Origin of the sequence: Acinetobacter sp. 2JN-4 (assembly GCF_003687745.1) — a bacterium.
GTDB lineage: Bacteria > Pseudomonadota > Gammaproteobacteria > Pseudomonadales > Moraxellaceae > Acinetobacter > Acinetobacter halotolerans.
In genome coordinates this window covers 50,468-65,418 of sequence record NZ_RDNY01000010.1, presented here as the reverse complement: position 1 = coordinate 65,418, position 14,951 = coordinate 50,468, and the positions used below count along the sequence as shown (strand labels likewise).

11 protein-coding genes are annotated in these 14,951 nt (G+C 40.1%); 2 read left to right on the top strand and 9 right to left on the bottom strand.

The annotated features are described in order from the left end of the window. Positions 1-51: 51 nt before the first annotated feature. The 8 genes from acnA to EAH57_RS13455 form a co-directional block, all read right to left on the bottom strand. The gene (acnA, locus tag EAH57_RS13490) at positions 52-2,808 is read right to left on the bottom strand and encodes an aconitate hydratase AcnA (RefSeq protein ID WP_121930505.1); all 2,757 of its coding nucleotides are present in this window, start codon (positions 2,806-2,808) and stop codon (positions 52-54) included. Positions 2,809-2,949: 141 nt separating this feature from the next. Beyond that, entirely contained in the window at positions 2,950-3,762 is an 813-nt protein-coding gene (locus tag EAH57_RS13485; protein ID WP_121930504.1) for a TatD family hydrolase, read from the bottom strand. Next, on the bottom strand, positions 3,762-4,670 hold the full coding sequence (locus EAH57_RS13480; protein ID WP_121930503.1) for an RsiV family protein: 909 nt from the start codon (positions 4,668-4,670) through the stop codon (positions 3,762-3,764). Before EAH57_RS13480 ends, EAH57_RS13485 begins: the two co-directional genes overlap by 1 nt. A 104-nt stretch (positions 4,671-4,774) precedes the next feature. Then, a complete protein-coding gene (locus EAH57_RS13475; protein WP_121930502.1) occupies positions 4,775-5,602 on the bottom strand; it encodes a hypothetical protein in 828 nt (275 codons plus the stop codon). Between the two features lie 69 nt (positions 5,603-5,671). Continuing rightward, positions 5,672-7,261 (bottom strand): peptide chain release factor 3, encoded by a 1,590-nt coding sequence (locus EAH57_RS13470; RefSeq protein WP_121930501.1) that lies wholly within the window; start codon positions 7,259-7,261, stop codon positions 5,672-5,674. Positions 7,262-7,525: 264 nt separating this feature from the next. Beyond that, the gene (locus EAH57_RS13465; protein ID WP_171407470.1) at positions 7,526-8,401 is read right to left on the bottom strand and encodes a hypothetical protein; all 876 of its coding nucleotides are present in this window, start codon (positions 8,399-8,401) and stop codon (positions 7,526-7,528) included. A 280-nt stretch (positions 8,402-8,681) separates the two neighbouring features. Continuing rightward, the gene (locus tag EAH57_RS13460) at positions 8,682-10,301 is read right to left on the bottom strand and encodes a YadA-like family protein (RefSeq protein WP_121930499.1); all 1,620 of its coding nucleotides are present in this window, start codon (positions 10,299-10,301) and stop codon (positions 8,682-8,684) included. Between the two features lie 58 nt (positions 10,302-10,359). After that, on the bottom strand, positions 10,360-11,865 hold the full coding sequence (locus EAH57_RS13455) for a YadA-like family protein (protein WP_121930498.1): 1,506 nt from the start codon (positions 11,863-11,865) through the stop codon (positions 10,360-10,362). Positions 11,866-12,308: 443 nt separating this feature from the next. On the opposite strand from EAH57_RS13455, the gene EAH57_RS13450 reads away from it, so the two are divergent. Beyond that, on the top strand, positions 12,309-12,659 hold the full coding sequence (locus EAH57_RS13450) for a helix-turn-helix domain-containing protein (RefSeq protein ID WP_121930497.1): 351 nt from the start codon (positions 12,309-12,311) through the stop codon (positions 12,657-12,659). Positions 12,660-12,673: 14 nt separating this feature from the next. On the opposite strand, the gene EAH57_RS13445 is transcribed toward EAH57_RS13450, so the two are convergent. Further along, the gene (locus EAH57_RS13445) at positions 12,674-13,498 is read right to left on the bottom strand and encodes a hypothetical protein (protein WP_121930496.1); all 825 of its coding nucleotides are present in this window, start codon (positions 13,496-13,498) and stop codon (positions 12,674-12,676) included. A gap of 781 nt (positions 13,499-14,279) precedes the next feature. Here EAH57_RS13445 and EAH57_RS13435 point away from each other — a divergent pair. Continuing rightward, positions 14,280-14,666 (top strand): carboxymuconolactone decarboxylase family protein, encoded by a 387-nt coding sequence (locus tag EAH57_RS13435; RefSeq protein ID WP_121930494.1) that lies wholly within the window; start codon positions 14,280-14,282, stop codon positions 14,664-14,666. The last annotated feature ends 285 nt before the right edge of the window (positions 14,667-14,951 follow it).

Below are 14,951 nucleotides of genomic sequence, written 5' to 3'. Positions count from 1 at the left end.
AAAAAAAGATGAAAGACTAGCTTTCATCTTTTTACAATAACTGTTTTGGTGCTATGCAGCGATTAAATTCCGCAGTACATAATGCAAAATCCCACCTGCTTTAAAGTATTCCACCTCATTTAAGGTATCGATTCGGCATAACACCTTAAATTGCACTTGGCTGCCATCTTCTCGAATCACATTCACATCTAAAGCCTGATGCGGTTGAATCCCATCAGATAAGCCATGAATTGAAAGAACCTCTCGACCTGTTAGGTTTAAAGACTGACGTGTTTGCTCATCAATAAATTGAAGTGGTAATACGCCCATGCCAACAAGGTTTGAACGGTGAATTCGCTCAAAGCTTTCTGCAATCACTGCTTTAATGCCAAGTAAATTTGTACCTTTCGCAGCCCAGTCTCTCGATGAACCTGTACCATATTCTTTACCTGCAATAATAATCAGCGGTGTTTGCTCCTGTTGATAACGCATAGAAGCATCATAAATCGATAATTTATCACCACTTGGTATATGAATGGTGTTGCCGCCTTCTTCGCCACCTAACATTTCATTCTTAATTCGGATGTTGGCAAATGTTCCTCGCATCATCACTTCATGATTACCACGACGCGAACCATAGGAGTTAAAGTCATTCGGGTCTACGCCTTGTTCCTGTAAATAACGACCTGCTGGACTATCTTTCTTGATATTCCCCGCTGGAGAAATATGGTCAGTCGTTACTGAATCACCCAGCACCGCCAAGATACTGGCCTGATCAATATTGGTGATTGCTTTGGGCGGTTGCTCAATTCCCTCAAAGAAAGGCGGATGACGAATATAAGTTGAATTGTCCTGCCATGCATAAGTTTGGCTTTGCGGGATTTGAATCGCTTGCCAAGTTTCATCACCATCAAATACGGCGGCGTATTCTTTATGGAACATGGCAGTAGTCACTTGTTTCAATGCTTGGTCAATTTCAGCCTGACTTGGCCAAATGTCTTTTAGATATACATCTTGTCCATTTTTTCCAGTACCAATCGGCTGTGTCGTTAAATCGGTACGGATATTACCAAGCAAACCATACGCAACCACCAATGGTGGTGAAGCCAGCCAGTTGGTTTTTACCAATGGATGCACACGCCCTTCAAAGTTTCGATTGCCTGAAAGCACCGAAGCTACATTTAAATCATGGCATTGAATGGCTTCTTCAACAGGATCTGGTAAAGGTCCAGAATTACCAATACAGGTCGTACAACCATAACCTACAAGGTTATAACCGAGTTGATCGAGGTATGGTGTCAATCCTGCTGCGGCCAAATAATCTGTCACCACTTTTGAACCAGGTGCGAGTGAACTTTTTACCCAAGGTTTGCGTTGTAAGCCTTTCTCGATCGCTTTTTTCGCCAATAAACCCGCAGCCAACATAACACTTGGGTTCGAAGTATTGGTACATGAAGTGATCGCGGATATCACCACATCGCCATGATTTAAAGGATATATTTGTCCATCAATGGTACAAGAGGGACTCTCATGTGGAAGATTGGCCTGATGAGCTGCAACCGCTGTACCGCCCCCTCCTTCATTTTCCAATTGTTCTTTCATCTCTTGGGCTGGTTTTAATGTCAGCTCCATGAGCGCATTAAAGGTTTTCGGTACATCTGCCAGTAGCACACGATCTTGAGGACGCTTAGGACCAGCCATGCTGGCTTGAACCGTACTCATATCAAGACTCAATGTATCGGTAAATACAGGCTCATCCCCAGCATTTCGCCATAAACCTTGTTCTTTACTATATGCCTCCACCAAATCAATCCGATCCTGTTGGCGGCCTGTCAATACAAGATATGCCAGTGTCACATCATCAATTGGGAAGAAACCACAAGTTGCACCATATTCAGGTGCCATATTGGCAATCGTGGCACGATCAGCAAGTGGCAAGTCGGACAAACCGTCCCCATAGAATTCAACAAATTTACCAACTACACCTTTTTGACGTAGCATTTGAGTAATGGTTAAAACCAAGTCTGTTGCGGTAATGCCTTCATTGAGTTTACCAGTCAGTTTGAAACCGATCACTTCAGGAATCAACATCGAAACAGGTTGTCCGAGCATCGCCGCTTCTGCTTCGATCCCGCCGACACCCCAACCCAACACTCCAAGTCCATTAATCATGGTGGTATGTGAATCTGTTCCGACCAAGGTATCTGGAAAAGCAAAATGTTGACCATCCTCTTCACCCAGCCAAACGGCCTGAGCCAGATATTCTAAATTGACTTGGTGACAAATACCCGTACCTGGTGGCACCACACTAAAGTTATTAAAAGCCGACTGCCCCCATCGTAAGAATTGATAGCGCTCGCCATTGCGCTCCATTTCAATTCTCACATTTACGGAAAATGCATTTTGATTGGCAAAATGATCAACCATGACTGAATGATCAATCACTAAATCAACAGGTGACAATGGATTAATTCGATTCGGATCACCGCCAGCTTTGGCCATGGCTGCACGCATAGCGGCTAAATCTACAACCGCAGGTACACCCGTAAAATCTTGCATCAATACTCGCGCTGGTCGATATTGAATTTCTTGATCGGAGCTACGCGTTTTCTGCCAGTCGACTAAGGCTTGGATATGTTCAACTTTTACACTTTCTTGGTCTTCAAAGCGAAGTAGATTCTCTAATAAAACTTTTAACGATTTAGGTAGATGGTCAATATTACCAAGTGTCTGCGCGGCTCGTTTCAAGTTAAAAATTTGATATTGTTTTGAACCGACATCAAGCGTTTGTAATGCATTAAAACTATTGATTTTGCTATATCTGGCCATAGGATGATCCTCCCAGTTTGGCGGTTTCATTCGTTTATTATGAAGTTCTTTATTTAATGTAAGCCAGTTTGAGAAATGCTGTGTTCCCTTTTAGTTATCTTATTTAAAATTACATGATTATTATTCTATTGTAGGCAGGTATTAGTTGAGATGTAGTGCCTCAAATGAGTTGTGCCAGAGTTGTGCGGCAAGCTGTGCTTGAGGCAACTGCAGTGTTTGAGCCAAGCCTTCTAACACATAAGGCAAATTCACAGGTGTATTACGCGTTCTATGTTCGGTTGACGTCTGGCAACACAACGGCGTCATATCAGGACAGTCAGTTTCAATCACCAAATTTTCTGCACCAATCGCTTGTACCACTTGATGTAATTTTTTGGCATTTGGATTGGTGATTTGTCCGGTTATCCCAATTTTAAAGCCAAGTTTCACCAACGCCTTCGCTTCTTCAATACCGCCACTAAAGGCATGAGCAATTCCACCCCATTTGAATTTTTGCGCTTTTAAAATCGCAAGCGTTTCTGCATGGGCTTTGCGAATATGGAGTAACACAGGCTTGTTATATTGGGCTGCCAGCTCAAGCTGAGCATTAAAATAATATTGTTGTTTGGCAAATAATTCAGACTGTTTGTGTTGCTTTAAAAAAGTATCTAAACCAATCTCACCTACAGCAACACAATGATGTTGCTGTAAAATCTGCTCCAACTGGTGTAAATGTTCTGACTGATGTTGCTCGATATAAAAAGGATGCAAGCCCGGTGCTAAATGAGATCGAGGTACGCTCTGCCACTGTTGTAATTGTTGATGTGTAGCCATTAACTCATCAAAGCGGGATGCAATAAACCCGATCAGAACCAAATCCTCGACCCCCGCTTGTTTGGCTCCTAAAGCCAGTTGTTGCCGATCATGATCAAAATCGGCAACATCAAAATGGGTGTGGGTATCAAAGAGTTGCATTAGGTCTTGCTTTTGGTATCTGCAACAGCAGTTGAGGCCGCCTGCACATCTACTTTTGGCAAATATTCAGGCTTTAAAATTCCTTTCAATTGATCAAATGGAATCACCAAACGAGGTAAACCCACCACATAAGGACCAATTTCATATTCACCGTATTGGAGGATTAAACCATTTTCTCCTAACAAGAAATTATCGGTCATTTCAAATGGCCAAGCCTGCTCATACTCCTCAGGACTATTGGCTAATTTAGAATCTACAATCCATGTCTTAAATGCATCATGCGCCAGCTTTTTCAAAGTTGCTTGCTGTTTTGCTAACACTAAATCATTGAGATTAATTTGCTTTTGATTCACCAAATCGAAATTATAATAACGTTGTGAAGTTGAGCCATGCGCTCCGCCCATATAACTACTACTATTGAGTACCACCGTCGCCAAAGAGCCTTCTGTTTGTAATATCTTTGGTTTAACCAATAAACTAATTTGATGACTGACACTCAGCGCTTTTAACTCTTCATCAATTTTAATAAAAGCATTCGCGTAGTGCTGTACTTGTGTATCTAAATTCGGCTTTTGCTCAGCGGCCTGTACCGTCGATATGGCCTTATCAGCATCGACTACATCCAACATTTTGCTGAGTTGATCGAGTATTTGCTCATCCAGAAATTGATCAATAAATGAAAAGTTACTCTGCAAACGTTCAACCACAAAATCAGGGCAAGTATTACCCTCACACTCTGGTAAAGTCAGTGCTACTTTTACACTCTCTCCACGCAATGTAGGTTCTGTTTGCTGCTGTATCGTCGCTGAGTCTTGTGACTCCTGTGATTCTTTTGGCTCTGATTTCGGTTGGCATGCCGCAAGTAAAATTGCGCAAGCAAGAACGCTATATTTATAAAATTTTTTCATCTAAACCTATCACCATTATTCGTATACAAGCTTTTTAAAATGCTATCTGACTTCGCTCGAAACCACCATAAACGCATGCGATTTCTATACATATCTTAGTCAAGTTAGAACATTTGCTGATAAATATCGGGCTGTAACATCTGTTTCGTTTGCTCTGCTGTGAAATAAATAGCCAGTTGCGGTGCATCTTTACTGATCTCATTGGCACGATAATGCAATCCAATGCCCTCGCCATCAAAGAACCAATCCGCTTGACCCCAGTATAAGGTCTTTGGTACTTGTTTTTTCACCTCTATCGACTGCTGCTCAATCCATTTCTGATAATGGACTTGAATCACATCATGCATGGCACTTTGCTGCTTTTTTTGAATGACATCTAACACCGTTAAATGCTTTTGTAGCTTACGATCTGCGACAAAGAAATAATAACGATCTTTTACCTCGATATCTTCTTGCTTGGTATCGACACCCACTTGTAGCAAGACATACTGATTACGTTGTGACGCCATTCGAGTATTCAGGTGCAATGCATAGGCTTTATTTTCCGAATATTTATCTTGCCACTCATCGGACTTTTTAACATAAGCATTTATGGCTTGTTGTAGAGTCATACTTTGTTTGAGTTCTATTTGCTGTTGAATGACCATGGCTTGATTTCTCTCAATCCAAGTATTCAACCATTCATCTTGGGTTTTAATGGTTTGAATATCAACATCAATACAGTTTTTCTTTTCGCAAAAAGGCAATGCATATTTTGCTTTGCTTTCTTGGATATTTAAATAAGGAAGAATCTCTGCTTTTTCAGTTTTTGCTGTTTTCGACTCAATCGTTTCTGTTGAATCAGATTCATTTTTTTTAGGAGAATCACATGCTGTTAAAGCCATCATTCCAATCATTAACGTTATGTTGAGAATTGGTTTTAAAGCGTTCATATCATTATCCTTTATTTTAAGGTGATTCAATTAAAAACAGCCTCCAAATAGAAGCTGTTTTTATTTATTTTAATGTTCTCGCGTACTGCTAAACTGAATATCAGGCCAACGCTCTTGCATCAACTGCAAATTAACACGGCTTGGTGCAAGATAAGTAAGGTGACCACCACCATCTACTGACAGCTGATCATGCGCCTTTTTCTTAAATTCATTGAAGATTTTTTCATCATCACAATGCACCCAACGTACAGTGTGAACACTCACAGGCTCATAGATACAGTCTACTTTATATTCTTCTTTCAGACGGTAAGCAACCACATCAAACTGTAATACCCCCACTGCACCAACGATCAGATCGTTACTGATTTGTGGCATAAACACCTGCGTTGCGCCTTCTTCAGACAATTCTTTCAAGCCTTTTTGCAATTGCTTCGACTTTAATGGATCACGCAAACGGACGCGACGGAACATTTCAGGTGCAAAGTGAGGAATACCTGTAAAATGAAGGTTCTCGCCACTGGTAAAAGTATCACCAATTTGAATAGTGCCATGGTTATGTAAACCAATGATGTCACCCGGCCAAGCTTCTTCTAGTTGTTCGCGCTCACCAGCAAGGAAAGTCAAAGCATCACTAATACGCACGTCTTTTCCGATACGTACGTGATTCATTTTCAAACCTTTTTCATATTTCCCTGAGCAGATACGCATAAAGGCAATACGGTCACGATGCTTAGGATCCATGTTGGCTTGAATTTTGAAGACAAAGCCAGTGAATCCGTCTTCATTGGCATCCACAACACGTTCTTGCGCAGGATGTGCCTTCGGTTCAGGCGCCCAATTGATAAAAGCATCGAGGACATGGTCAACTGCGAAGTTACCCAATGCTGTACCAAATAAAACTGGGGTTTGTTTACCTTGTAAGAACAACTCTCGGTCTAAAGGCTCATTTGCCATCTGTACCAATTCAAGAGATTCTTCAAAAGATGCCCAAGCTAAATCGCCGACTTTTTCACGAATATCAGGATAGTCATATCCCTCACGCACTTCGATATCGGTAATCGTTGAACCAAAACCGGCCTTGTAGACATACAATTTATTTTCGAGCAGATTATATACGCCCGCAAAATCACGCCCCATACCTAACGGCCATGTGATTGGTACACAGCGAATTTTTAGGACATTTTCAATCTCATCAAGCAACTCTAAAGGCTCTCGAATTTCACGGTCCATTTTGTTCACGAATGAAATGATCGGTGTGTCACGCATACGACACACTTCCATCAATTTAATGGTTCGATCTTCGACCCCTTTTGCACCATCGATCACCATCAATGCAGAGTCAACCGCAGTCAAAGTACGATAAGTATCTTCAGAGAAATCTTCGTGTCCCGGTGTATCGAGAAGGTTAATGGTGTGCTTTTTATAAGGGAACTGCATCACAGACGTAGTAATCGAAATACCACGCTCTTTTTCCATTTCCATCCAATCCGATGTTGCTGCGCGGTCAGATTTACGGCTTTTCACCATACCTGCAACTTGAATCGCTTTACCCCATAACAGCAACTTTTCTGTCATGGTGGTTTTACCCGCATCGGGGTGGGAAATAATCGCAAAGGTGCGACGTTGGGCAACTTGTGCCGCTAATTCATCTTTAAACATGAGAAAAATCTTCAATATGCACACAGTTATGTACACATCTTTTTAATATGTACTAACTGAAAAAGTGAGAATTCAAAATTGGCGCAATTGTAGCAGATTTCAACGTTTATTTATCTAGGCTTCTTTAGTTTACATATTGATCCAGCATTTCGACCCAAGAATTTGAATAAAATTATGTGGAAAATTTGCTCTAAAATCGCTTAAATCGTCACTCAGGCATTGTATAAAAAAGCCATCATAGTGATGGCTTCATTTTGCAACAACTTAAGGTCCATCACCCAAACCGAAACCACCGAAGATAGGTGGTTCAGCTTCGTCATCATCCAAATCATATCCTCCAAAAATTGGAGTAGGATTTACAGGCTGATTATTCTCAGAGCCAGAATTATTGGTATTTCCTGTATTTGATGGTGGAGGTGCACCATCTTTAGTAGATGGATACTCATCGATTAATAAAGCTGTACTCAAAGGATCACATTGGACTCTTTCCTTAATACTCGCATTATCGAACATTGCGCCATCAGCTCCTGCATAGAGTTTTTTTGAATATTCTGCGTGATAACTTGCCTTCCAATTTTGTAAAATATTCGGCAAATTAAAGGCATAGAAATACGTTCTCGACTCATTCGGTTGATAAACATTTACTGTTTCATCATTTAAACAATAATCCGATTCTGTTGTTTTTGGCGTTTTTGTACCTGTAAGCTGGAAAGCAGCCTTACAACTATTGATATATTCATAGACTGGTGATGAAGTGGTATTTTTAACAATAATTTGAAGCTTAAATCTTGTCGGGCTTGAATCCTTCATACCAAATAGATCTACCCGATCTCCCATTATCATTGGAATATGAGGAGAATAATGGCGTACAAACTGAATGGTACGTTCTATTTCATTACAGTTTTGAGTGATAGGATTCGGATAAGCAACCGCATATAGCAATCCATCCTCTTCCATTCGATCAGGCTTGACATCAGGTTGAGGTTTTGGGACTGGGCTTTCGGTACCTACAGATAATCCGCCTGTCCCTGTTCCGCCTAAGCTTACCCCAACATTAAAATTTCCATTTTCATCTTTACACCCAGTAAAAACAAAAGTCCCTATTAAAACCAAGCAAAGTTTGGAATGTATAGATGTCATGCATATTGCCCCAATAAGCATTGTTATAGATATGTGGCAGATGACGTCCTATCATCTGTTTCCCCACCAACATTTTAGCAGAAACCGTGGTATATCATATAACTAAGATATATCAACAGCTCCTAAATTAATTCAATATACGCATTAAAAAAAGGCTGTCTTCATGCTGGAAAAGACAACCCAAGAGGAGCTTCAATAACAGAGAATTTGAGTAGACATATAGCCAATCAGTAAAACTCAAATTCTCATATTTTTAATCTTCATTTAGATCATGATAAATCTAAAATGCATAACTCAAACCAACACGTCCTCCAACTTCATTTCCACCAGCGAAGCCAACAGCACCGCTCAAAGAAACTCGATTCGAAATAAATGAAGTTACAACACCAACAGAACCAGCAGTTTCACCCTCGAAATGACCTACACCAGCAAACAATGCCACTTGACCAGAACGAATGTTTGGAACCGCTTGTTGGGCTGCCAGTGCAATAGCTACACCACGATAAGCAGTTTTCTCGATATCATCCAAACGACGACTCGCATGATCAATACGACCATCTAAACGCTTGACTTCAGCAGTACGTGTCGCTGCCTCTAGATCAATACGCTGACTTAATGCAAGGTCAGCATCTGCACGAGCTTGTGCTTCGGCTGCATCACCTGCGATACGGGCTTGTGCTTCTGCATTGATCGCGGCTGTACGAGCTGCGGCTTCTGCTGCATCACCTGCGATACGGGCTTCAGCTAAAGCTTGATCTCCTAAAATACGTGCAGCTTTTTCAGTTTCATCAGCAGCAGCACGAAGTTGTGCTTCGTTATCAATTGCCGCTGTACGCGCTGCGGTCTGATCCGCATCAGCAGCAGCACGAAGTTGTGCTTCGTTATCAATTGCAGCTTGCAAATCAGTATCAGCAGCAATTCGTTGATTTTTTTCTGTCGTAAGTTGCGCATCTGCATGAGCAATCAGTTCTGCACCAGAAGTTAAACCAGCAATTGCATCATTAAGTTGTGAGACATTGATTGCATCGTGGTCATTTATACCATCAGCTACTTGACTGATCGTACGAACAGCCCCAGTAAAGAAACCACCAAAACTCACAGTGTCCTCAGTACTGCCACCACCGCCGTTGTGAGTATCAGCATTATAACCAATGGCAACAGAGTTTTTATCATCTGCCCATGGCTGTCCCGCCTTCGTTGGATCATTCGAACCGATTACAATCGTGTTTTCTGCGCTGCCTGTTGTATTGTGACCAATATGAATCGCATCCAACCCACCGCCATGCGCATCATGACCGATATTCAGTGCATTTTCACCACTTGTTTCTGCGTTATAACCTAAAGTCGTTGCATTCGTAGCATTTGACCATGTTTGGCTACCAATCGCCGTTGCTCCATCTGCACTAGTCCCTGCAAAATCACCAAAAGAGCTCGATTGATTACCATGTACAACACTATGTCCACCAACCGCAGTCGCATTTTCATCATGGACACGTTGGCTATTACCCACAGCGATACCGTTGGCTTCGTCTGCTTGCACGGATGCGCCTACTGCAATACTATTATCGCCTTTGGCGTAAGTTGAACGACCAATTGAAATCGTAGAATCTCCGCCACCTGTCGTACCCTCCCAGTTATTGAGTGAACCAGAAGCATAACTTTTTTCTCCCGTGGCTTGACTATCGTAACCGATTCCAACACTGGTATTAGCGACATCATTAAGTTGACCAATCAGAACACCATTGGCTGAGGGGTCAACATTATTATAATTCGTTTCCCCGCCCATCGAGTTACTAAAACCTGAGCCCGTTCCTGTCGGCCCTTCCCATACAGGTGCTGCATACGCACTACTTGCCACCAAGGCAGTTGCGATTATTGATAATTGAAAAGTTTTTTTCATTACATCATCCTTTTATTGTGACTAAATTTGACTCAGTTTTGATATAACCAAGCCCAACTTAGTTCCCTCCGATGACATAAGCGACGCCCGCACGACCGCCAAACTTGCCGCCTTCTGCAACACCTACTGCACCACTTCCAGATAAACGATCGCTAAATGATGTCACGACACCAAATGCGCCTGCAGCTTCACCTTCGTAATACCCCATACCGCCAAATACAGCGACTTGCCCTGATTGAAGACTTGGAATGGCTTGTTGTGTTGCTAGAGAAATAGCGATACCGCGATTTGCAGTGGTTTCTACACGGTCTAAACGTTGATTTAATTGATCAACACGTCGATCTAAACGGTTTACTTCAGTGATACGCGTTGCTGTTTCGTTATCGATACGTTTTCCTAACGCAATGTCAGCATTTGTACGTGCTAAAGCTTCCGCTTCATCACCCGCGATACGTGCTGCTTTTTCAGTATTAATTGCAGTGATACGTGCTGCTTTTTCAGCCTCATCACCTGCGATACGTGCTGCTGTTTCTGCTTCATCACCTGCAATACGTGCTGCTGTTTCTGCTGCATCTGCATTTGCACGGATTTGAGCTTCATTATTAATTGCTTGAGTACGTGCAGCTGTTTCAGCTGCATCTGCATCTGCACGGATTTGAGCTTCATTATCAATTTTGGCTTGTAAGTCCGTATCTCCAGCAATGCGTTCTGCTTTTTCAACAGCAATTTTATCGTTAATGGCATCGAGATCAGCTTGGCTCGGTGCTGTATCAATATCAGCAAGTGCCGCATTTAACTGTCCAAGATTTACCGCATCATGATTGTTAATACCATCTGCAACATAAACCACACGACGATCACCCATTGCGACGGTATTGTCTTCATCTGCAACGGTATTTGCTCCAATCGCGACAGAATTTGCACCCGTTACTTTTGCACCTGCACCTATTGCAACTCCCCCCTCAGAAATTGCTTCTGCACCACTACCAATTGCAATCGAATTTTCCCCACTTGCGACAGCATTACTGCCTGTTGCAATGGCATTATCTGCTGTTGCTTTTGCACCAAAACCAAGACTTGTTGCATACTCGCCCGTTGCTTCTGATGTAGAACCAATAGCTGTTGCACCTGTACCATTTACAGTAACTGAGTCACCGAAAGCACTCGCTTGCGCACCTGTAAGGTCAATATTTCCACCGACTGCAGTACCGTTATTATCGGCAATGGTAATGTTATTCCCGACTGCTGTATTACCAAGTCCTTTGGTCGTGATATCACTCCCCACAGCCACAGCATTATGTGTTTCAGTGGTGTTGTTATTCCCGATCACAGCAGAAGCATTCCCATCTACAGTGTTTCCTGTACCACCGATGAACCCTTCTACACCAGCCCCCTTGTTGTCTGTACCTACTACAGTTGTATTTGCAGCAGCATTATTGGTACCAACAACTGTCGTATCTGGCCCAGTCGCAGTATTTCCTGTACCAATATTTGTTACAGCAGCATAAGCATTTGCAGTCAACAACGCAGTGGCAATCACCGATAATTGAAAAGTTTTTTTCATTACGCATCCCTTTATAAAGACTAATTAGTATTGATAAATATAGATTTTAAAAGTTTTAAACCTCGATTTTAAACATTCTGTGGAATGAATCATTAAAACCAATATTTAATGTGTAATATGCACATAACAAAAAACTAACATATTGATCGCCCCTGCGCAATAGTCGTAAAAACATTCAAAAAACCAACACAAAATAATATTAAGCGATTGATTTAAATTAATATATAAACAAAACAGAAAGAAAGAAACGGAGAGGAGATGGTAAAAAATATTTTTAATTATGTGCAATATGTACATTATTTAATTTTAATGATACATTCCGTGCAGTAAAGTTCGGATGCGTCAGTTAAAGCCTCAACGAACAATGGTTTGAAAGGAATTTAAATTATTTTTTGATTCTTCAAAGTCATAAGTACCAAGATAGGAAACAACAAGTAACTTCTATGCGAGCATATTCGTTAGATCTTCGAAAAAAAGTGATGGCGGCTTACCGTCAGACAAAACATAAATCTAATGTTTGCAAACAGTTCAATATTGCAAGATCTACTTTAGACAATTGGATTTTATTGGAGCAAACAACACAACAGCTAAACCCCTTCCCTGCAATTTGCAATGGGAGAGCATTTACAATCAAAGATTTAAAAAGTTTTGAAACGTTCGTAATGAAAACACCTTATAATAAAATCAAAGACTTACTTGATCCTTTTGAACAAAATTTTGGTTATCGAATATCGTATTCAATTTTATGGAGAGGATTAGAAAAAATTGGAAAAGTAAAAAAACGAAATTTATAATATTTTTTAATTATCTATTCATCATATTGATAGACACCAAGTCTAAAGCGCTTGTTAGCATCAGTATCACCTTCATCATTCTTACAATAATCTATTGCTGCTGATACAATCGCTTTGGACATTAGATTCCATAAATCAACACTTAATTGATTGAGTTTCTCTACAGAGTCTTGACTCAACTCATCTGCAAATATCGCTTGCTCTAAAAAATTGCTATTTTTAGTCAAGTTGCTTATACCTGCAGATAAATGATCAGAAATATTTTGCGTAAATAACTGTTTACTTTCATCCGCTTGAGGATCTGGTGTAAAGCTTGAGTTTTGCAACACGATTTTATCTTTATCCTCAACCACAATTCCTAAGCGTTTTAGTTCTAACAAAATCGACTTTGGATGTTTTTCTGAGGAAATCTGCTTAACTAAGCTTTCGAAACTATCTTGATTACCATGAAAAGGAATCTGCTGAGGCAGTTTTTGATTAATCCACATCCCCACTACACGCGCAGGAACACTGATTGGTAGTTGTAGGCCGAACTGATCTACAAGTTGATATTCACCATAAGATTGACAGAAATTTCTAACATCACGGCGGTTTAGTCCAGATAACAAACTAATCGCAGAATCAGTTTTCTTTTGTTTAATCACATCTAATTCTTTTATTGCTTCATTATAAAACAATGCTTTTAATGCAGTAGAAAACTCATTATAGCCAACACCAGATTTTATCAGCCAATGTATTAATTGAGGCATAATACTGACAACATGCTCTAAAGTCGTTTCCGTATCATGAGACAACATCGTGTCCTCAGAAACAGCCAAAGCTGAGGTGTCTTTACTCATGCAATCTCCACATTTGACCCAACATCAATAGCAAATAGACTCTTCTTTATTCTAACTGAATTCAACCCTTGTTAGGATTATGATTGTAGTGTTTTTTTCAAAAAAAAGAGGGGAATTTATCCAAAAGCAAATTAAATAAATATAAAATATTTAAAATTCAACAATATAAAAACTTAAAGGGTTTTAAGATTAGGTCCGAATTAGGTTTTTATAAATCTAGACTCTCATTAAATGACCTATATATTATTTAGATGCCAACTATACACAGCTCTAAGACTGAACACCGACGGATTATGTTTACTTAAAGCCCAATTACCAAGCGTATTAAAAATATGAATCAGACATACTTGATTTAGAACATAAGATTTACATGAAACTTTTGATCAAAATTACAGCTTGACAGCAAACCAATACCTATTTAATATGTGCAAAACACACATTTTTATCAAAAAATATATCTCGCTCCACATAATGATTGAAAAATGAATAGGTGTAACTATGAACATGAAAAAAGAAATAATTTTTGGAGTTTCCTTCATATCTTTATTGTCCCTCTTCACTATCGTATTAATACTCATTGAGTAAACCAATATTTATCAAACAATTAATCTAAAATTATTAAATTTTAAACATTTGATTTTCATTACTTTTTCAATGAATTCGTTTTATCTTCAAATACAACGATCCAAATAAGCGGCTTTAGCTCATCCAGTGATTGAGTTAGGATGAATATCTTTCGATGGACAAATCCAACCTTTTCCGCCGCTATAAGAGTAAAAATATGTCACAACAAGATTTTGAAAATGGATTAAAAGTTCGTACTGAAGTCATGGGCGAAGCATTTGTGAAACGCGCACAGGACAATACTGTGCCGTTCACGCAACCCCTACAGGACTGGATTAATGAACATGCTTGGGGTTCAACTTGGCAACGTGAAGGTGTATTGCCACGTAAATATCGCTCATTGATTACCATCGCGTTTCTAACTGCACTCAAAAGCCCAACTGAGCTGAAAGGCCATATTCGTGGCGCTTTAAACAATGGGGCGAGTATTGAAGAAATTCAAGAAGTCTTACTACATAGTCTACCGTACTGTGGTGCACCTGCAACTCAGGAAGCATTTCGAGCGGCACTTGAGGTGATCAATGAATATCAGGGTGAACCATAAATTAAATCCTCATACATGATCGAAATCGCTAAAATAAATGAGTACATAACATATTTGAACGCCGAATGATTTTTCATTTGGCGTTTTGCATTTAATTTCTAGTCAAATGATGCACCCCAAGATTATTCAAACAATAACACTGGCCCAAAACAACAGCCAAATGCCCTATTTACGTTATTTTGTGCCCACCTCTTTAGATTTATGCTTAAAAAAATAATTAGTTAAGTCCTAAGTCTTATATTGATTTCGATCCAGCACTTAGAAAAAGCTGAAATGATATTTGAA

Coding starts and splice junctions, on each gene's coding strand:
- EAH57_RS13445 (WP_121930496.1), bottom strand. CDS start 13,498: ATGAGTAAAGACACCTCAGCTTTGGCTGTTTCTGAGGACACGATGTTG.
- EAH57_RS13485 (WP_121930504.1), bottom strand. CDS start 3,762: ATGCAACTCTTTGATACCCACACCCATTTTGATGTTGCCGATTTTGAT.
- EAH57_RS13435 (WP_121930494.1), top strand. CDS start 14,280: ATGTCACAACAAGATTTTGAAAATGGATTAAAAGTTCGTACTGAAGTC.
- EAH57_RS13475 (WP_121930502.1), bottom strand. CDS start 5,602: ATGAACGCTTTAAAACCAATTCTCAACATAACGTTAATGATTGGAATG.
- EAH57_RS13455 (WP_121930498.1), bottom strand. CDS start 11,865: ATGAAAAAAACTTTTCAATTATCGGTGATTGCCACTGCGTTGTTGACT.
- acnA (WP_121930505.1), bottom strand. CDS start 2,808: ATGGCCAGATATAGCAAAATCAATAGTTTTAATGCATTACAAACGCTT.
- EAH57_RS13480 (WP_121930503.1), bottom strand. CDS start 4,670: ATGAAAAAATTTTATAAATATAGCGTTCTTGCTTGCGCAATTTTACTT.
- EAH57_RS13465 (WP_171407470.1), bottom strand. CDS start 8,401: ATGACATCTATACATTCCAAACTTTGCTTGGTTTTAATAGGGACTTTT.
- EAH57_RS13450 (WP_121930497.1), top strand. CDS start 12,309: ATGCGAGCATATTCGTTAGATCTTCGAAAAAAAGTGATGGCGGCTTAC.
- EAH57_RS13470 (WP_121930501.1), bottom strand. CDS start 7,261: ATGTTTAAAGATGAATTAGCGGCACAAGTTGCCCAACGTCGCACCTTT.
- EAH57_RS13460 (WP_121930499.1), bottom strand. CDS start 10,301: ATGAAAAAAACTTTTCAATTATCAATAATCGCAACTGCCTTGGTGGCA.